Origin of the sequence: Anabaena subtropica FACHB-260 (assembly GCF_014697105.1) — a bacterium.
Taxonomy (GTDB): Bacteria; Cyanobacteriota; Cyanobacteriia; order Cyanobacteriales; family Nostocaceae; genus Trichormus; species Trichormus subtropicus.
The window spans coordinates 16080-35646 of record NZ_JACJRF010000002.1 but is presented as its reverse complement, the minus strand read 5'-3'; the positions used below and the strand labels follow the sequence as shown (position 1 = coordinate 35646).

13 protein-coding genes are annotated in these 19567 nt (G+C 41.7%); 11 read left to right on the top strand and 2 right to left on the bottom strand.

Features of this window, described 5'->3' with window-relative positions; all coding sequences use genetic code 11:
* Positions 1–44: 44 nt before the first annotated feature.
* From H6G18_RS01530 to grpE, 3 genes are all read left to right on the top strand, one after another.
* On the top strand, positions 45–308 hold the full coding sequence (locus H6G18_RS01530) for a ParB N-terminal domain-containing protein (RefSeq protein WP_190405317.1): 264 nt from the start codon (positions 45–47) through the stop codon (positions 306–308).
* Positions 309–434: 126 nt separating this feature from the next.
* A complete protein-coding gene (locus H6G18_RS01525; protein WP_190405316.1) occupies positions 435–926 on the top strand; it encodes a Dps family protein in 492 nt (163 codons plus the stop codon).
* Between the two features lie 85 nt (positions 927–1011).
* On the top strand, positions 1012–1656 hold the full coding sequence (gene grpE / locus H6G18_RS01520) for a nucleotide exchange factor GrpE (protein WP_190405315.1): 645 nt from the start codon (positions 1012–1014) through the stop codon (positions 1654–1656).
* Between the two features lie 20 nt (positions 1657–1676).
* On the opposite strand, the gene H6G18_RS01515 is transcribed toward grpE, so the two are convergent.
* Both H6G18_RS01515 and H6G18_RS01510 read right to left on the bottom strand, forming a co-directional pair.
* The gene (locus H6G18_RS01515) at positions 1677–1841 is read right to left on the bottom strand and encodes a hypothetical protein (RefSeq protein ID WP_190405314.1); all 165 of its coding nucleotides are present in this window, start codon (positions 1839–1841) and stop codon (positions 1677–1679) included.
* Positions 1842–1873: 32 nt separating this feature from the next.
* Positions 1874–3055, bottom strand: coding sequence for an acyl-CoA dehydrogenase family protein (locus tag H6G18_RS01510; RefSeq protein WP_190405313.1), 1182 nt, complete (start codon positions 3053–3055; stop codon positions 1874–1876).
* A 288-nt stretch (positions 3056–3343) separates the two neighbouring features.
* On the opposite strand from H6G18_RS01510, the gene H6G18_RS01505 reads away from it, so the two are divergent.
* The 8 genes from H6G18_RS01505 (at position 3344) to H6G18_RS01470 (ending at position 19473) form a co-directional block, all read left to right on the top strand.
* Positions 3344–3697, top strand: a complete 354-nt coding sequence (locus H6G18_RS01505) for a DOPA 4,5-dioxygenase family protein (protein ID WP_190405312.1) — start codon at positions 3344–3346, stop codon at positions 3695–3697.
* A 1929-nt stretch (positions 3698–5626) separates the two neighbouring features.
* Positions 5627–7477, top strand: coding sequence for an NAD(P)/FAD-dependent oxidoreductase (locus H6G18_RS01500; protein ID WP_190405311.1), 1851 nt, complete (start codon positions 5627–5629; stop codon positions 7475–7477).
* A gap of 945 nt (positions 7478–8422) precedes the next feature.
* On the top strand, positions 8423–11500 hold the full coding sequence (locus H6G18_RS01495) for a type I polyketide synthase (RefSeq protein WP_190405310.1): 3078 nt from the start codon (positions 8423–8425) through the stop codon (positions 11498–11500).
* 8 nt (positions 11501–11508) lie between these two features.
* The gene (locus H6G18_RS01490; RefSeq protein ID WP_190405309.1) at positions 11509–14748 is read left to right on the top strand and encodes an SDR family NAD(P)-dependent oxidoreductase; all 3240 of its coding nucleotides are present in this window, start codon (positions 11509–11511) and stop codon (positions 14746–14748) included.
* Positions 14749–14793: 45 nt separating this feature from the next.
* Positions 14794–15348 carry a hypothetical protein gene (locus H6G18_RS01485; protein WP_190405308.1) on the top strand — a complete coding sequence of 185 codons (555 nt, stop codon included), beginning with the start codon at positions 14794–14796 and terminating at the stop codon, positions 15346–15348.
* A gap of 70 nt (positions 15349–15418) precedes the next feature.
* A complete protein-coding gene (locus H6G18_RS01480) occupies positions 15419–16390 on the top strand; it encodes a DUF1702 family protein (RefSeq protein ID WP_190405307.1) in 972 nt (323 codons plus the stop codon).
* A gap of 210 nt (positions 16391–16600) precedes the next feature.
* The gene (locus tag H6G18_RS01475; protein ID WP_190405306.1) at positions 16601–17572 is read left to right on the top strand and encodes a DUF1702 family protein; all 972 of its coding nucleotides are present in this window, start codon (positions 16601–16603) and stop codon (positions 17570–17572) included.
* A 125-nt stretch (positions 17573–17697) separates the two neighbouring features.
* Positions 17698–19473 (top strand): NAD(P)/FAD-dependent oxidoreductase, encoded by a 1776-nt coding sequence (locus H6G18_RS01470; protein ID WP_190405305.1) that lies wholly within the window; start codon positions 17698–17700, stop codon positions 19471–19473.
* Positions 19474–19567 lie beyond the last annotated feature (94 nt).

Genomic DNA, 19567 nt, shown 5'->3' with positions numbered 1-19567 from the left:
ATTTATATAAAGATACGAAACAGAACTAGTTGAGTTTACTCCTCATGGTTAGGGTACAAGAAATTCCATTAAATCAAATTAAGCGGCCATTGCCCCGTGGTAACGATCCCCATAAAGTACAAGCCCTGATGGAATCGATTGCGGCAATTGGACAACAAGAACCCATAGATGTTTTAGAAGTAGATGGACAGTATTATGGCTTTTCTGGTTGCCATCGGTATGAAGCCTGCCAACGTTTAGGTAAAGAAACTATTCTAGCTAGAGTTCGCAAAGCTCCACGTAGTGTTTTGAAGATGCACTTAGCGTAGAGAATAAGAAAGAGGCATGACAAGAAGCAGGAGACAGGGAGTAAGGAAGAAAAATTAGCAAAATTTCCTCTTTTTCCCAGTTCTCAGGTTCCCAATTAATAATAATTACTCAATTTGGAGAAACTCATGGCATCTCAAGGAACAATTAACAATGTAAATATCGGCATTGATGAAGCCAACCGGGCTAAAATCGCCGATGGATTGTCTCGCCTGTTGGCTGACACCTATACACTGTATTTGAAAACACATAATTTTCATTGGAATGTTACTGGGCCAATGTTCCAGACACTGCATCTCATGTTTGAGACTCAGTATACAGAATTAGCCTTAGCAGTAGACTTAGTTGCTGAAAGAATCAGGGCGCTTGGCTATCCAGCACCAGGAACTTACAGCGAATACGCCAAACTGAGTTCGATTCCCGAAACTCCAGGGGTTCCCAAAGCCAAAGAAATGATTCGCTTACTAGTGGAAGGACAAGAATCTGTAGTCAGAACAGCGCGTTCTATCTTTCCTGTAGTAGATGAAGTTAACGACGAACCCACCGCCGATTTACTAACTCAACGGATGCAGGTACATGAAAAAACTGCTTGGATGTTGAGAAGTTTACTGGAAGAATAAGAGGCAGGGGCAGGGGGCAGGGAGCAGGGGGAGGAGAGACAATTTACTCGGTTCTCAGCCCCTAATCCCTAATCCCCAGTAACCGATGTCTGATTTTACGCAAAAGTTGCAAAATTTAATACAACAAGTAGGTATTTCTAGTTTTAAAGCCCTAAGTCGCAATGCTGACGTTTCCGAGTATCAAGTATTGCGCTTGCGCCAGGGTAAGATAGAACAGATGCGCTTGGATGTACTGCTAAAGCTGTCAAAAGCGCTGCAAATACCCTTGAGTGAATTATTATCAACTTTTTTAGAATCAGATATTGAGTACCAAGCACCGCCCAATCCCCAAGAAATTGCTGATTTAAAAAGAGAGTATGAGCGATCGCAGCTACAACTACAACAGCAGCGAGAAATATTACAGCAAGAGTTCCAGCAGTCGAGTTTACAATTGCTGGAACCTTTATTATTGCAATGGCCGACAGCAGCCCAGAAAGCGCGAGATAATCCCGAACTAGCAGCCGTGAAAATCGTGCCTTTAGTCCAAAAACCTTTAGAAAAATTATTACAGGCGTGGGGTATAGAAGCGATCGCACCTGTAGGATCTGAAATACCTTATGATCCTCAATTGCAGCAATTAAAAGAGGGAACAGCGCAACCAGGCGAAATAGTCAAAGTCACCCACGCTGGTTATATTCAAGGTGCTAGACTGCTTTACAGAGCCACAGTCAGTTTGGTGGAAAAATTATAGTGGTGCTATGTGAGCGATCGTTAGGTCTTCTCTCCAGGGCTATTTTTTTCTGGTAACTCCCAAATATCTCGTCTCTGCTGTTGTTCATCAACTAATAACTGAATATGGGGTGGTAATTGGGGCTGTTTCCCGAATAACCAAGGTACTCCATCTAATAACTCTGTTTCCACTTGTCCATTAAACATTTACTCACCATTGATAGGTATAATCTATGGCTTTAGGTTGTAATTTTGAGTGCTGATTTCCCTAAAGACAAACAAATTGCATCATTTTGTGGTGTATGAATGCGACTACAAAGTACATCTCGATAATGTCTTTCCAGAGGATTTTTCTTGGATAAACCAGGATTACCAATCAGTTCAAGTCCAATTTCTACAGCGCGAATGGCATTATTTGTAGCTAGGTATTTCACTGTTTGCGCTTGTAAAGCAACTTTGGTATCATACTCACCTTGATCAATATCGTTCGCCAAACTGTAAATTAGTCGCTGATTGGCGTATAACAGGGCTTCGATTTCACCAACGGCTGTTTGAAATCTGGGTAGAGTTGCTAAACTATCACCCAAGTTAGCAGGCTGACGTTCATGCAAATACTCAACTAACCAATTTCGTGCTGCTGTTGCCACTCCTTGATACAATGCACTCAACCACAAACTACCACCCGCCAATTTTAGAGGGTCTGGTGCTAAAGAAGTGTTCAGGAAATGAAGATCCAACGCATATTCTTGGGGAATCAAGACATTTTCTAAAATTAAGTCGTGGCTACCAGTGGCTCGCATCCCTAAATGATCCCAAGTTTTCTCAATCCTCACACCAGGAAAGTCACGCGGGACAAGAAAACTACCTACCCGTGGTTCTGCTTCATCTGTCCGCGCCCAAACGATGAAATAACTTAAGATCGGACTACCTGTAGTGTATTGTTTATGACCAGTAATTAGCCAACCATCACTCGTTTTTTTGGCAATTGTGGCTGGTAGTCCCCCTCTGGCTGGTGTACCTAATTCTGGTTCTACACGGGCAGCATTGAGTAAAACAATACCTGTAACTGATTCTCGACACAGGCGCTCATACACGGTGGGATGCCAATTACGAGTCCGGGCTGCATTACTATGTTGTAGGTAGTGCATTGTCAACACCAAAGCCGTAGAAGCATCCCCACTAGCTATCTTTTCAATGACTTTACAAATAGTTGTATAGTTTGCTCCTTGACCACCAAATTCTTGAGGAACTGTGAGATTTAACAGTTGTGCTTGATGGAGAGCTTGAAAATTCTCGAAAGGGAAAGAACTGTCGCGGTCGTGGATGGCTGCACGCGTGGCAAAATCAGCCGCCAGTGACGCGACAAGCTCAAATACGTCCGGGGAAGATGCTGTTGGGGTAACTTTTAAAACTGGTGACATTGAATAATTCGTAATTCGTAATTAAGGGACTTGCAAGAAAATAAAAACACCAGCTAAAAAGGGACAATAGTAATATCCCATTTGGGTAATGTTTCAGAATGCTGCCATTGGGGTTGGTACTGTTCTAACTCTTGTGACATAATCTTGATTCCTTTTTTATAGGTGGTTTCAACAAGATGTAAACTCCAGTGTCCGGGCTTTACCCCCTCTCGAAAAGTTCCCAATCTTCACTTTAGCTTTAGTATCTAATGTGAATGAAATTCTCATTCGACCAACCCAGCAAGAACGATGAAAGAAAATAGCATCATCACTAATTTTCACGCTCACGTCTACTACAATACCGAAACTCGTGACATTGCTGCCCGTATCCGAGAAGGACTAGAAGCTAGATTTGAAGTACAGTTGGGACACTGGCACGATCAACCCATTGGACCGCATCCCACATCAATGTATCAAGTTGCCTTCTCACCTAACCAGTTTCCTCAAGTAGTCCCCTGGTTAATGCTCAACCGTGAGGGGTTAGATATTCTCATCCATCCGGAAACAGGCGATGATGTCACAGATCATACAGCACACGCTTTATGGCTAGGAACTAAACTCAATTTAAACATCGGTCTCCTCAAAAGAATCAATGCTTCTTAAAAACCCTCAGCGTAACTTTGCGTTTAAAAACCGCGACAAGTTTGAATAACAGTCAATAAATTGGCAGTATCTTGAAACCACTCCATAGAACGGGAATCGCCACTAACTTTTCTTTTTGTTACCGCTAAATGTAACGTTCGTTCGGCTAGATTATTGTCAGGCGGTATCTATACCACCACTGATGAGCTTTATTGAGTAAGGAACGTAGAAATTTACCTACTTCTCCTCCAGATTGCTCAATCCATGAATGAATAGTTGCTTCCAATTTTGCGCTAAACTCCGATGCCCAACTCAGTAATTCATCAAGGTTTTGGTTTTGTTGGAATAAAGCATAGTTTTTAAAACCTTCATCTATCAGGTTGATAAATTCTGTCTCAATCTCTTGGTTATTTAAGTCAGGAAGTTTAATCAGTTGCTTGAAGTGATGGCGTAAATATGCCTGACATTTCTGTTGATTTTTTGTGGTTAAGAACTATTTAATTAAATATTAAATATTAATTACTTCCTTTTTTTTGAATCTAATATAAATATCTAAACAATATAGAATTCTGCTTTTTTATGGTTAAGAACTATTTAATTAAATATTAATTCTTTTATCTAGTCTGGATATAATAAATATAGATAACAAAGCTTTAATCACGAGATACTGCGTTATTAAATCTTGCAGATGAATGATTATGAGTTTTCTCATAAAATTACATCACTTTTAAAACATCCTATTATCTAGTTTAAATTCCATGACATTTACCTTTCTCTTAAATAAATCTTGTGCAATTTTTAACCATATAAACAAAAATCACATATCAAATAGAATAATCATTCTAATGATATTAACTTTTGTGAAAATATTCAAAATTCGGTATCTAGTGTATTGACTTAAAATATAAATAAAATATTATGAAATCGTGTTTATCATCTAGATTCTGGGATAAGTTAATCAGCTAATTAAATTTGCCACATAACAATGGCATTATTTAATCGATCTGCTCACAATTAGTGTATTAGTTGGTTAATTACTGCTAATGTTGAATTAGAAATACCTCTTCTAATGTGAGCGTTGCAAGACTTGTTAAAAATCGTTGTTTTGGCAGCATCGATAAAATGGCAAGGATTCTCCCCTCAATTCACATTGCACATCAAATTTTCCTTTTTATCCTTAGAGGATGTCCCATACATCAACAATGCGTGTAAATATTGCACAAAACTTGATTGCTGAGGTTAAGCAGAATTAAATCTGATCAAAAAAGGAATTTATCCGAAGTCTGTAAAACCACTGCTGTTTACAACTAGAAGGAAAACATATAGACGTTGCACAACATAGAGATGAATTGAGAACTTCTACTGTACATTGTCAATACAGTGATTCGACTGAGATTAGAAAAAATGGTAACCGGAGGGTTAAACTTGCATTACGTTTGTGTCAGTTGTGTCCGTCAATATCAATGTATATAGATGATGTAGATGTCCATAGCCCACCAGAAGGATAATTAGATGAGGAAAATAAGATTGCTGAAAAGCAAGCAGATGTCAATTCCGTGGGATTTCGAGCCATTGAACGTGATTAAAGATGCCTTCTGAGTTTACTAAGGTAACTTTGATGGCTCAAAATCTCCTGCATCCAGATCTCGCTGTGTCACCACATACACCGAATTTTTTGCCTTGCCAACTTAGATTCTTGCTTGATTTGGTGATGAATTTGTTAAATCACTCAGAAACCTCATCGACTTTCTACTTTAACTTCTGAGGCTTCGGATGTTTGAAGCTGAATTTTGAGGTTGGGAAAATATACCGTAACTGCATATTATCTCATCTATCTACCGTTAGGTTTACTATGTGAATCTGCGATGGTGCGACCAACCAAGACTCACAGGTATTTAGTAAGACCATGTTCTCTCGCAAAAACTTCCATAAGTTATTAAGGAGTTATAGATGCACAGTGTCCAGACACAAGAGTACGATGTCGTAATCATGGGTGCAGGCCTTGCTGGCAACTGCCAAGCTCGACACCTACTACTCAAAGTTCCCAATATCAAGATCGCCTTAATAGACCCACGTCCTGAAGAACGCACAGAAAAAGACCTAAAAATTGGTGAGTCAACAGTTGAAGTTGCTGCTCTGTTTATTTGTAAAGAATTAGGTCTTTATGAATACGTCATCGAAAATCATCCTCCTAAGTTTGGACTGAACTTTCATTGGCCTAAAGACCCAGCAAAAACCGGGAATATCGAAGACTACTATCACGTCTGGACTAATCGACAACCTGCCATGACTGCTACTCAGCTAAACCGCGCTAAATTCGAGCGAGATTTGCTGAAAATGAACAAAGATATGGGTGCGGTCTTTTATAACGGTCGTGTGGTTGACGTGGATCTAACGCCAGGGGATGCGCTCAAGACCGTCAAAGTCAAGGTCGGTAATGAATCTCTGGAACTCAAAACCAAACACGTGGTTGATGCTGCCGGTCGTAAATTTATTATTGGTCGCAAAACCGATAATGTTTTGTTTGGGCCGGATAATCTCTGTGGTGTCAACACTGGTTCAGCATGGGTGCGCGTTAAAAATGTAGACCGCACGATCTTCCACGATGGCTATGACCCAGATGGTGCTTCATGCAGTCATTACTATGCCACAAATCACTGGTTTGGTCATGGTCACTGGCTATGGATGATTCCTACTGACACTCAATCAATGGAGTTATCAATTGGGATTATCCAACATCATGATGTGATTCCCACTGATAGTATCAACACTCAGGAGAAGTTTTATGCTTTCCTGAAAGCGAACCACAACATTCTCTACCAACTAGTCGCTAGCGGTGAAAACATCGATTTCCACTACTGGCCGAGGTTGGCACACACCAGTAAAGTGATGTTCTCTCCAGATAACTGGTATGTAATTGGTGATGCTGCTTGTATTTTTGATGCTTTCTATTCGATGGGAAGTTCAATGACGGCATTTGCAATTGAGAGTGTGACAGAGATTATTCGCGCCAAGCTAGCAGGAGAACCTGATGCAGAAGCAAAGCGGACTGCATACAACGAGTTTAACGTCGTCCAAAGCGGCGGTATTAATCAACTCATGCGTGACCATCCCAAGCACTTAGGTAATGCTAGTGTTATGAGCTGGCGCATTTACTTTGAATATATGTTGTGGTTTGGCATAGTTGTACCTCTGTTCGTTGGTAAATGGCATTTACATCTGACATTTCTCAAGAGTTTCATCAATATCTATCGAGACACTGTGAACGGACTGTTTATTGATGTCTACAAACAATTCAACAAATTAGTAGATCGACAAGCCAACATCGGATTTATGGACTGTTATCGGGGAGATCAGTTGTTTGGAGACTATAACACCCTGATGCACTTTGATCATTTCTTAGAAAATGCTAAATTTGAACCTTGGCATTGCAACGTCTTCGCAGGCTTGAAAAAAACACACTTCTACTTTGCTATCTGGTACATGAAATTACAGTGGAAAGGCTTTGGCCTTCCCGGCTTACTAGCGCCAAAACACCTATACCATTTCTTCCGGTTGTTGATAATAGCAGGGTTTATGGCTATTAGCGAGTTATTCTACAAGCAGAAAATTAAAGGCCTACCAACCAATAGTCAAGTAGCGAAGATGCGTCAAGAGTTCACTAACTATCGTCACCAACCAGAATTGCAACCTTGGGATCAGGAAATAGCTTATGTATCTGTGCATAACCAGAAGGTAGGAGAGGCACAATCAGATGAACAAGAGACATCAAGAGTTCAAAAAGTATCAACATTGGGCTGAAATTAAGTCTTAGCCGCTTTTTCTAGTAGTCTGCCAAGTTAACTTTGCAAGGTCAATAGCAGCAAAAAAATCTCTTTCTCCCCCTGCTCCCTCTACTTCCCCTGCTCCCCCTGCTTGCCTTAGCCTAGCAATTTTAGGTTGGTGAACTACTAGTAGTCTGCCAAGTTAACTTAGCAAAGTTGATAAGCAGCAAAAGAATCTCTTTCTCCCCCTGCTTACCTTAACCGAGCAATTTGGGTTGGTGAACTACTAGGCTGTTGAGGCAACAATGAGACAAATTCCATCTTCAAGGACAAAACACACAAGACATCTCCAGAAAAGAAGATAACAGCTTTGTGTCATCAGGGTTTATACGCTATTTTTGGAGATATCTAATGATGACTTGAGATGATTTTCAATGTTTCAGTAATATCATTGTAAAGATTTTCTCATCCTTCCAGAAAAGTCCTTATGATGGAATCAAATTTGTTTGCTCTATCGATTTCTCTATGAAATCAGATGAGAAAGCAAACAATGTTACAGGCTGTATTTCTGATGGGGGATTATGTTTCAAGACTTTGATATCCACTCTCAACCTTTGATTTTAATCCCCCAGCATCCAGGGGAAAGTAGAGCCACAACTATTTTTTCCCCAATTGCCAAAAAATATTGCATAAATATGTTGGTTACAACTGATTAATCAACATAGCTAAAGAATGAATCGAGCAGAACAATACAGGGTAGCAACTATGTTGATTGAAACAAATTTAGCATTAAACATAATCAAACCCTTCATGTATCAGGGTTATGGGGTAAATAAACTAAATATTTGCCGTCTCTAATTGCCAATATAGACAGTGTTGGTTCAATGGTTGCTCAACAAACAACTCAAGAAAATAGGTAGCACTAACTAACCTCAGTGTTGGTTTCCCGACAAATGTAAATCCAATCAAAAAAGCATAAATTATGTTCGCTAAAGCAAATAACTTTGCTGTTGCAGTTGTTGGCATGGGTTGTCATTACCCTGGTAGCAATAACCTCAAACAACTTTGGGAAAACATACTTGCAAGAAGACGCGAGTTTCGACAGTTTCCAGACGTAAGATTGCCAGTATCTCAATACCACGATCCAGATCGCAAAACCCCAGACAAGACCTATGGCAGTCGAGCTGCTGTTATAGATGGCTTTGATTTTGACTGGGCTAATCGACGAGTTCCCAAAAGAGCTTATGAGTCATCTGATATTGTTCACTGGTTAGCCCTAGAAGTCGCTTTACAAGCTATAGAAAATGCCGGATATACCCGTGAAAACGTCCCTACAGAACGCACAGGAGTTATTTTAGGCAACACCTTAACAGGAGAACAAAGTCGTTCTCAATATATGCGATTACGCTGGCCTTTTGTCCGCAAGTCTCTAGAGGCAGCAGCAACAGCCAAGGGTATGTCTGCAAAAAACACAGAAGTGCTTGTAGCAACAATGGAAAAATACTACAAATCTGTGTTTGCGCCAATTACAGAAGATACTTTAGCCGGTAATCTGGCGAATACGGTGGCAGGTAGAGTTTGCAATTTCTTCAATTTTGACGGTGGCGGATATGTAGTAGACGGAGCTTGTTCTTCTTCTCTAATTGCCGTAGCGACTGCCTGTACTCAACTAGCAACCCAAGAACTAGATATTGCCTTAGCTGGAGGCGTAGACATTAGTTTAGATACCTTTGAATTGATTGGCTTTGCCAAGGCAGGCGCGCTCACAGAAGGAGATATGAATGTTTACGATCGCAAAGCTAGTGGCTTTATTCCCGGCGAAGGATGCGGCTTTGTCGTGCTGAAGCGATTAGAAGATGCCAGAGCAGCTGGAGATTATGTCTATGCCGTCATCCAAGGTTGGGGAATCTCATCAGATGGTAAAGGCGGAATTACCGCACCCTCGAAAACTGGTCAAGCCAAAGCCCTCCGTCGTGCCTATAATAAAGCACCTTACACAAGTCACGACCTAGACTTCATCGAGGGACATGGTACAGGAACACCAGTAGGCGATCGCACAGAATTAGAAGGAATTGCTCTAGCGATCGCTGAAGATGGAGAAATTGCACCTCGTTCTGTCGGGGTAACTTCTTTCAAATCCCTAGTAGGACATACAAAAGCCGCAGCTGGTATCGGTGGTTTTATCAAGGCTGTTATGGCTGTTAACCAAAGAGTCATTCCGCCTACTTGTGGTTGCAAAGAACTTAACGCCGTGTTCGAGACTACCGTTAAGTCTGTCTATCCAGTCATCTCTGGAGAAGTACGCCAGCCAACGGATATTCTCCGAGCCGGAGTTTCCGCTATGGGGTTTGGTGGCATTAATTCCCACATCACCTTAGAATCTGGAGATCCACCCGCGCCCCACTTAAAACCATCCCTCACAGAACAAGCATTGTTAGTTTCTCATCAGGATACAGAGTTGTTTGTTCTCAGTGCCAAATCGATTACAGATTTAATCGCCCGCACCCAAATGATTAGGGAAACGGCACATGGGATGAGCATGGCAGAAATGGTTGATTTGGCAGTGCAGTTAACAGAATCCATAGATTCTGCACAGCCAATTCGAGCAGCATTAATTGTTGACACTCCTATGGCTTTATGGGAGCGTTTACAGCAGTTAGAGCAAATGCTGCAAGATATGCCTCCCAGTGCAGGGGAAATCAGAGTTTCTCCGCAAAAAGACATCTGGATTGGTAACAATATCCAAAATTGTCGAGTAGCTTTTCTTTTCCCTGGTCAAGGTTCGCAAAAATTGAATATGGCCCGAACCTTAGTAGAAAGACATACCTGGGCAAAGCAATTTCTAGAGCAAGCCGATAATTGGTTAAAAGAGGCTGGATGTGAACCCATCAGTCAATATATCTATCATCCTCTAGAGAAAGCTGCCGATGCCGAGCAACTCAAAACATGGTCAGAAGATTTAACCAAAGCCGAAATAACTTCACCAGCTATATGCTTCGTGTCTTTACTCTGGCAAAAGTACCTGGAATATCTGGGAATTAAACCTGTGGCTGTAGGTGGTCACAGCTTGGGTGAACTGACAGCCTTTTGTGCTGCCGGTGCTTATGACGAGAAAACCCTGATTTGTCTAGCAGCCATGCGTGGTAAAGCCATGTCTGCGACTCAGGATCAAAGCGGTGCAATGGCTAGTCTCAACTGCGATTACCAAACTGCTGAGCAACTATTAACTGGGGTGTCTGGTTATGTAGCGATCGCTAATATTAACAGTCCCACACAAACCGTGATTTCTGGTGAAAGTGCCAGCGTTTTGGAGGTAGTGCAGAAAGCCCAGTCGAGAAACATCCAGACTCGGCAACTACCTGTTTCTAACGCTTTCCACTCTCGCATGATGTCTTCAGCCGCAGCCTTTTTACAAGAGAAAGCTCAGATACCACAAAGACTTTCTGTAACTTCCATACCCTTATTTCTCAGTGGGGATGGAAAAAAAGCCACGGAAGGGTTAGAGTTAAAACAGCACTTTGCTCATCAGATGCTCTCGCAAGTCAACTTTATCTCCTTAGTCAAAGCAATGGAGAGCGAGTGTGATTTAATGATAGAAGTAGGGCCGGGAAAAGTCCTGGCTGGTTTGGTAGAGGCAACCACTTCTGACCCCAACCTTATCTGTCTTCCCCTAGAATCAAAACCAGGACATGACCGCGACTTTAACACCGTTTTAGGTAGTTTCTTTGTCCGTGGCGGCGAAATTAACTGGCAAGTTGTTTATGGCAACCGCCTAGTCCGTCCGTTTGTGAGCGCATCACAACGGATATTTATTGAGAACCAGTGTGAGAGGCCTTTTCAAGTGTCTGATCCAGAAATATCTGCGATCGCATCCCTTGAACATGGCTTGGCAGAAACAGTCAATCATACTCACTCAATCCACCAATTCGCCGACTCAGAAACAGAACTAGTAGACGCTTTAACTGAGTATTTCTCAGAAAGAAGTCTTTTCCTCGCTGAGTTAATTCGGGCTGATATAGAAAGCCTACCTTTACTGTCAACTATCACTCAAGATCATTAAATATTCCTATGGATACACACAACAACGAAGAACTGATCAACTTACTATCTACCTACTTTTCTCACCGAGGTCACTTTTTAGCTCAAGTCATTCGAGCCGACTTACAAAGTTCATCATTGATAAATAACAAACCAAAACAGGCTAAAAGCAATACAACTAACGGGAACGGAACACACAAACCAGAAATCAAGGTTTTGACACCTCCCCCAACCACCCATGTAGTTAGTAATGGTAGTCAACCAATTCATGTAGTTAGTAACGGTCATCAACCAAACCAGCCAGTTGAACAGGTAACCCAACCGTCAACAGTTTCCATACAAGACATTCTTGTGAATTTAGTTGTCGAGCAAACTGGATATCCACGAGATAGTATTAACCTGCAAGCTAGGTTACTGGATGACTTAAATCTAGACTCCATTAAATCCGCAGAATTAGTTGCTCAAGCAGCTAAACAAATGGGAGTTCAAGGACAGCTAGATCCGTCGCACTTTGCTAATGCCAGTCTCATCGAAATTGTCGATGCTCTCAAAGCACTATCCCAACCCCAACAATCGCAACCACAAACCTCTACACAGACTGCACCCACTCCCACTGTTAATGAAGATCAAGATATAACTGGTTGGACACGCAACTTTGTAGTTGAATTTGTTGCAGAAGAAGCCGCCAGTATCTCCAGTCAAGAAGAGAATTGGCAAAATACTCACTTATTTGCAACAGATGATTGGAAAATAGCCAAAGTCTTGATAGTTGCGGAAGCAGAAGCCGCAGATTTCGTCGCCACCATTCAGCAAAAACTTCAGCAACTCCATGCTCAGGTAGAGGTGACTAGCTTTGCAGAAATGTCAGCTAACTCCTTCATTAAAAAAGAAGAGTTTACCCACTTCATTGCTGTTCTACCCCAGCATATTCCAGATGAGACATCCCCAGAAGTAGGGTTAAAACGAGCTATGGCTAGACTCAACGCTATAGCAACCCCACCACAAGCATCCAAAGCACAACGGGAGTACACCAGTGTCAGCTATATCCAATTTGGTGGCGGTTATTTTGGCAAACTACATCAAATCGGTGATATCGAGCAAGGTTGCACTATCGGCTTTGTCTCCACACTCCATCTAGAACGTCCAGACCTGAAAGTCCGCATCATCGATTTACCTGCTTCAGCAGAATCGAGCGTGGTTGTAGAACGTGCCATTGAAGAGATTGCTAGACCAGATGCTTTCTTAGCAGTAGGTTATGATTCTCAACTAACTCGACGCATTCCTCGTCCGACAATTCAAGACAGATCCCTATATCAAGACCGCAATATTGTTTGGTCATCGAATGATGTATTTTTAGTTACAGGCGGAGCAAAAGGGATTACAGCCGAATGTGCTTTAGCTTTAGCTAGAGTAACTGGTGCGAAAATGGCACTAGTGGGTAGTTCAGCCCATCCCCAAGAAAATCCTACAGGTCAGAGCAGTCCCGAAATTTCCCGGATTTTAAGAAGATTCCGTGACGAAGAATTAACTTGTCAATATTACCAATGTAATGTTGCTGATGCTCAAGCCGTAACAGCACTAGTGGCACGGGTGGAGAAAGATTTAGGTAATATTACAGGGGTGATTCACGGGGCAGCAGTCAATAAAGCACGACGGGTAGAAAATTGTGCTTTGGCAGATGCTGAAGTAGAAATTGCCCCAAAAGTCATGGGTGCATTCAACCTCTGTCAAGCACTGCAAAATAAACCACCCAAGATGTTTGCAGGTATTTCATCCATCGGTGCAGTCGTTGGTTTACCCGGTAACTCTTGGTATAGTTTCTCTAACGAAGTGTTGGATTTAATTCTGCGTCGCTTCAGTCAGCAACACCCAGAAACCGCAGTTCTTTCCACCGCCTACAGTGTTTGGGCAGAAGTCGGTATGGGTGCGCGGATGGGAACAGTTCACAACCTCCGCCGCATGGGAATCAAAGCCATTCCCAAAGATGAAGGTGTGAATCGGTTTGTACAACTCATACAGAAAAATCCTGGTGATGCTCAAGTTGTGATTACTTCCAGTTTGGGCGGTGTGCAGACATTAGGACGGGGTTTTGATACTTGGAGAGTTAAACGCACTCCTCCCCCACAGACAGCCAAATTTATCGAGCAGTTACAAATTATCGATCCAGGGATTGAAATTATTGCTCGTACCCATCTGACTTTAGAAAAAGACTCCTACGTCAAAGACCACGTATACAAAGGCTCTTATCTATTCCCCACAGTGTTTGGTCTAGAAGCAATGGCACAGACTGTTGCTTATACTGTAGGTCAAGACAAGTTCCATACCGTGCGGATCGAGGATATTCGTCTAGAGAGGCCAATTGTTGTAGATCCTCAAAATGGTGTAGAAATTGAACTGCGCGCCCAAGTGCTAGAGAGGGAATCTAAAAAAGCTCCGATCAAAATTTTGGCAGAAATTAGAACTGAGCAGACTGGGTTTACTACAGCTCACTTTGCTGCTACCTTTATCTTAGGGCAACCGATAGAAGTTCATATTCAGAATGTAGAATTACCTGCACAACCTCTAGCTCTCCAACCCAAAGAAGACTTGTACAGTTGGTTGTTGTTCCAAGGCCCACGCTTCCAACGCTTGCAACAGATTTACACCCTAAACTCTACAAAAATGGTTTTCCGCACGCTCAGGAATGCTGTAGAGCAAGTGCAAGAGTCTGTAGATAGAGCCGATGGCCCATTCCTGTTAGGCGATCCTTATTACCGCGATTCCCTACTCCAGTCTGTGCAGCCAATGGTACCTCAAGATTTAGGATTACCAATTGGGATCAAAGCCATTCAGATTTATCAAACCCATAACAACGGTAGCGAATCTTGTATTGGTGTGGCACAAGGGGAAGGTAGACAAGGTAAACAGTACGATACCTCAGTGTTCAGTGTTGATGAAGACGGACGACTAATTGAAAGGTTAGAAGGTTATCAATTAAGAATGATTGACCACCGTCCCGACAATCCCACAGCCGAAGAATTGGCAACTCGTGGCGATCGCACTGAACAAATTTTACATCAAGAATTGGTGGAGCGAGCCGCAGCGTTGGATGTCACCATACCACAAATATCCCTGGAAGAGATGCCTGGTATGCACAACCTATCCACGGAAAAACGTCACGATCGCCAACTACCAATTTTTTCTCGGACTGTTGGTAAGTTTTTGAACTTTTTAGCCTTGGTGCTGGTATTCACCATGGCCGCGAAAGAGTTGTGGTTTAGATTGCTGTAAATTTTTACACACTTTGAAGTAATTACAAACAAACGGTCAAAAGCAATGACAACCCTTGTACAGTCCAATCGATCCGACACAAAAGCAAAGCAATTTACTCCCACTCAATCCCGTTCTCTCCCTCTGTTTGGTGCAGAAAACCCACAACAGATACACATCAACTGGCTAGATTCTGGTAAACCAATCCTGGAAGGATTAGAGAACCAACAAGTAGAAGTATCCCTTTCCCATGATGATCGGTTCTGTCTGTGCGTGGTCGGTCAAGGCCCCCAAGGCTGTGATATTCTTCCTGTCAGCCATCGCTCCCCAGCAGATTGGATCTTGCTGTTAACTAGCGATCGCCAATCCCTATTAAATCAACTACTAGCCAATGGTTACGACTCAGTAGATATAGCAGGTACACGCCTGTGGGTAGCCATAGAAGCTTTCCGTAAAGCTTTTGATGCTAGGGATATTAGTTTGAGAATTGACTCTCAAAGAGAAGATACAGTATTGTTCGAGGGGGAATTTGCCGATAAAAAGCTGTATGTGATGACTTTTCTGGTCAACTTGACCAAGAGCTTTCCCAGAATGGTTGCAGTGGTGGTCAATAAAAAATAGAGATTTGAGTTAGGTGGGTGTTACCCCATCTAACTCCCCAGAAAATATCGATAGGAGATCAAAACAAAGTATGATTCCCAATTTCGGATCTTTACGCCGCGCCATATTTGGGATCTCAACAGAAGTCATGGACAGTTCTTGGCAAAAGTTGAACATTCCTGACAGCTATATTTGCCAACAATTAAGGGAATCAACCACTGCTTTTGTCAATGGCTATAACATCGCCCTAGAGACTGGTTTCTCAGAAAATCTAACTACAAGATTAAAAGCTTTTAAGGGGGAGTTACCAGGGTATGCTTATACAGGGGCAAGTATGGGCTTGGCAATCCTAGACTATATTCCGCCTGGCAACCAGCAAAGACTACAACGATTTATCGATGCAAATCCTGAATATATCAGTTCGGCTCATATTGGTGCAGGTTTTGCGATCGCAGTTTTAAAGCGGAATGTACAACAGTCTTTAGCTCAAATGATTCCCCTGCAAAGGTGGTGGGCAATAGATGGCTTTGGTTTCCATGCCGGACTCCTCAACTGGAAAAGTGCGGTACTTGAGCAGGTTGTCCCCCAAAAGCTGACAGGCTACGCAACTCGCGCCTTTGATCAAGGGTTAGGACGGGGTATTTGGTTTTTATACGGCGGCGATGTCCCCAGAATTATCCAACAATTACAATCTTTCCCTGCCCACCGTCATGGGGATCTGTGGAGTGGTATCGCCTTAGCTTGCACTCATACTTGCGGAATTAATGAACAGATTTTGCAAGATTTAAAACTAGCAGCCGGTGGTAAAACATCTTATTTAGCGTTGGGTGCTGCCTTAGCCGCACATCCTCGTTACCTGACTAATCAAATTCTCGACCACACTAACTTGGCTTGTGACGTTTTGTGTGGGATGTCAGCAATAGATGCAGCACGGCTCACATTGGACATTATCCAAGGACTAACTATTGATGAACAAGAAGCGGTATCCGTAGACCAACCAATCTATGAAACCTACCGAGAAGGCGTTCGTACTCATTTCTTGAAAAATACAGTTACCGTCTAACTATTAACTCAATTTCCACCAGACAGAAGCACATTCACGATAACGTAGGCAGAAAAGAATCCCCATAAATAAATTTAGCTGCATAAAATCTTCTTGTCAGAGTGAAGAATTATTATATGGAAGCTACTGCCCTGTGCCGTTACTCTTGCTTCAGTCAGTATTATTTGGACAAATTGATCCAATTTCATCAACTAAAACCGGGAGCAGATTATGATTTTCACCACTGGATTTTTACGCCGATTTTTATTCGGACTTCCTATAGAAGGTATGGATAAATTTTGGAAAGAATTTCCTGGATCTGAAACAGAAGCAAGAAAGCAATTAAGATTATCTAGTAACGCTTTTATTAGCGGCTATAATACAGCTCTAGAAGTTGGTTTATCACATATTATCCTCAGCGAACTCCAATCTTTTGATATTAATCTGCGTGGCTTTGCCTATGAGGGAGTTGGCATGGGCTTAATTATGATTGATTACACCAGTTTGGGTCGGGAAAGCAAATTCCAAAAATTTGTAGATCAGAATCCTAATCACAGCAGTTTGGCTCACATTGGTGTTGGTTTTGCTATGTCTGTACTGAATCGAGATATCGAAAAATCTCTAGCACCTCTGGACCCCATGCAACGGTGGTGGGCTATGGATGGCTATGGTTTTTATAATGGGATATTTAAGTGGAAACAAACTACAGAAAAACAAATTGTTCCCAAGAAAGTTTCCGGCTACGCCCTGCGAGCATTTGATCGAGGATTGGGTAGAAGCATCTGGTTTCTCTTCAGCGCTGATATCAGCAAAATTGTCAATCAATTGCAGAAGTTTCCTGAATCCCGTCGAGCCGATATATGGAGTGGGATTGGTGTAGCTAGTACCTACGCAGGTGGAGTTAGTGAAGAAACTTTACGGGATTTAAAAGCGGCGGCTGGCGAATATGCTTCTTACGTATCTCTAGGTTCTACCCAGGCTGCAAATGCTCGTTATTTTTCTAACAATATTGTGGAACACAATGATTTAGCTTGTTCCGTTCACTGTGGGATGTCTGCGGAAAGTGCAGCCAAACTCACTATCAAAGTGATGGAAGAGCTAAAGGTTGATCCTAATGAAAAGGTGTTTGTAGAACAACCAATCTACGAAACTTATCGAGAAACCATTCGCCGTCAATTCATAGAAATGCCAGTTGCGGTCTAGTTAATTGACCTATATCTTGCTCAATTTTTCATTACTATGTGCTGTCTCATATATCAGTAAAAATCTTCACTACCATCAGACAGCAAATAACCAAATTTATTCAACCAAAAAAGGATTCTCAGTAAATGCAATCTACTCAAGAATTAGTTTATGATGTCGTGATTATGGGAGCAGGTTTCGCAGGTAACTGTCAAGCTAGACACCTGTTATTAAACATTCCCAACATCAAGATCGCAATTATAGATCCTCGTTCACCAGAAAGAACGACAAAAGATTTAAAAGTGGGCGAATCCACAGTCGAAATTGGTGCTACTTTCTTAACTAAAGAGTTGGGACTTTATGAATATCTAATTGAACACCAAGCACCTAAACACGGACTGAGCTTCCACTGGCCAAAAAATCCTGAACAAACTAATAGTACAGATGATTACTTTAACATTTGGACAAATGGGCTACCTCCCACCGAAAGTTTTCAACTGAATCGGGCAAAACTGGAACAAGATTTACTCCAAATGAACCGCAACATGGGAGCAACTTTCTACAACGGTAGAGTTGTAGATTTGGACTTAACTCCCAAAGACGAACTACACATTGTTGAAGTCAAACTTGAAGATGGTAAAATCGACCTCAAAGCCAAGCACGTAATTGATGCGGCTGGTCGTCGTTTTCTCATTGGGAAAAAACTAGATAATCTCATCTTCGACAAAGAAGAATTATATGGGATTAATACTGGGGCTTCATGGGTTCATGTAAAAAACATCGACCGGAGTATAATTGATAACGGCTATCATCCCGATACTTCCATCGCCAGTCACTACTACACCACAAATCACTGGTTTGGTCATGGTCATTGGATTTGGATGATTCCTATTGGTAAATCTGGCAAAGAATTATCACTTGGTGTTGTCTATCATCAAAACATCATTCCCACCAAAGATATTAACTCTTTCGAGAAATACAAAGCTTTCTTAAAAGAGAATCATACTCTGCTTTATAATCTCATTGAAAGTGGTGAACTAGTTGATTTTAATAATCTGCCAAGACTAGCACATAAAAGCCGCCAGATGATTTCCCAAGATAACTGGTATGTGTTAGGTGATGCAGCACATATGTTTGATCCTTTTTATTCTCCTGGGTTAAGTCTCACAGCTCTTGATATCGAAAGTGTGACTGAGTGTGTTCGTGCTAAACTTGCCCAAGAAGCTGATGCTGCGAAAAAGCAAGAGTACTACAATCGCTTTTTAGTAACCAACTCTAACTCATATAACTACATTTACCAAAGACATGAAAAACATTTAGGTAATGCTTGTGCAATGAGTTGGCGGACTTATTTAGAAGATATGCTTTGGTTTGGTATTTTACTGCCAATGTATATCGGTAAGTGGTTCCTCGATTTTGAATTTATTGGTCAATACCAGAGCATAGCTAATTTTATTTTCTTCAAGAAAAATAGTTTATTCTCTGATTATTATCGGATTCTTGATCTGGTAGTTGAGCGCAACCTCAATATCGGTCTCATGGACTTTACTCGCAACGACCAATTGTTCTTTAAGTATGGGCCTTTACAATTTTTTGATGATTACTTGAAAAAGACCAAATTTGAGCCTTTGCGTTGTAATGTCTTGGCTGGAATTAAGGGAACTTTCCTGTTCTTTATCCTGGCTTCCGTGAAATTACGCTACAGTGCCTTTGGAATTTTAGGTGTGTTATCTCCACGTAACATTTCCTTTATCATCCAATTGTTAGCGTTAGCTCTTTATGTCGCTATTGGTGAACAAATTTATCTGTTCAAGATGCGTAATGTACCAGCTAACACTGCTATTGACACTATGAGAGAAGAGTTTAAAAACTACCAACATCAACCCAATTTACGTTCTTGGACGGAAGTAATTAAAGCCTAACAATATTTGCTGTCTGATTTCTTAATCAGACAGCAAGGGACTTCCAGATAAAAAATATCCAAACAGTAGGGTGCGTCAGTGCGATAGAACCTAA

Bases quoted from the DNA above. Each gene is read 5' to 3' on its own strand.
- H6G18_RS01510 (WP_190405313.1), bottom strand. From the start codon at position 3,055: ATGTCACCAGTTTTAAAAGTTACCCCAACAGCATCTTCCCCGGACGTA.
- H6G18_RS01530 (WP_190405317.1), top strand. From the start codon at position 45: ATGGTTAGGGTACAAGAAATTCCATTAAATCAAATTAAGCGGCCATTG.
- H6G18_RS01470 (WP_190405305.1), top strand. From the start codon at position 17,698: ATGCAATCTACTCAAGAATTAGTTTATGATGTCGTGATTATGGGAGCA.
- H6G18_RS01475 (WP_190405306.1), top strand. From the start codon at position 16,601: ATGATTTTCACCACTGGATTTTTACGCCGATTTTTATTCGGACTTCCT.
- H6G18_RS01525 (WP_190405316.1), top strand. From the start codon at position 435: ATGGCATCTCAAGGAACAATTAACAATGTAAATATCGGCATTGATGAA.
- H6G18_RS01515 (WP_190405314.1), bottom strand. From the start codon at position 1,841: ATGTTTAATGGACAAGTGGAAACAGAGTTATTAGATGGAGTACCTTGG.
- H6G18_RS01500 (WP_190405311.1), top strand. From the start codon at position 5,627: ATGCACAGTGTCCAGACACAAGAGTACGATGTCGTAATCATGGGTGCA.
- grpE (WP_190405315.1), top strand. From the start codon at position 1,012: ATGTCTGATTTTACGCAAAAGTTGCAAAATTTAATACAACAAGTAGGT.
- H6G18_RS01485 (WP_190405308.1), top strand. From the start codon at position 14,794: ATGACAACCCTTGTACAGTCCAATCGATCCGACACAAAAGCAAAGCAA.
- H6G18_RS01495 (WP_190405310.1), top strand. From the start codon at position 8,423: ATGTTCGCTAAAGCAAATAACTTTGCTGTTGCAGTTGTTGGCATGGGT.
- H6G18_RS01480 (WP_190405307.1), top strand. From the start codon at position 15,419: ATGATTCCCAATTTCGGATCTTTACGCCGCGCCATATTTGGGATCTCA.
- H6G18_RS01505 (WP_190405312.1), top strand. From the start codon at position 3,344: ATGAAAGAAAATAGCATCATCACTAATTTTCACGCTCACGTCTACTAC.
- H6G18_RS01490 (WP_190405309.1), top strand. From the start codon at position 11,509: ATGGATACACACAACAACGAAGAACTGATCAACTTACTATCTACCTAC.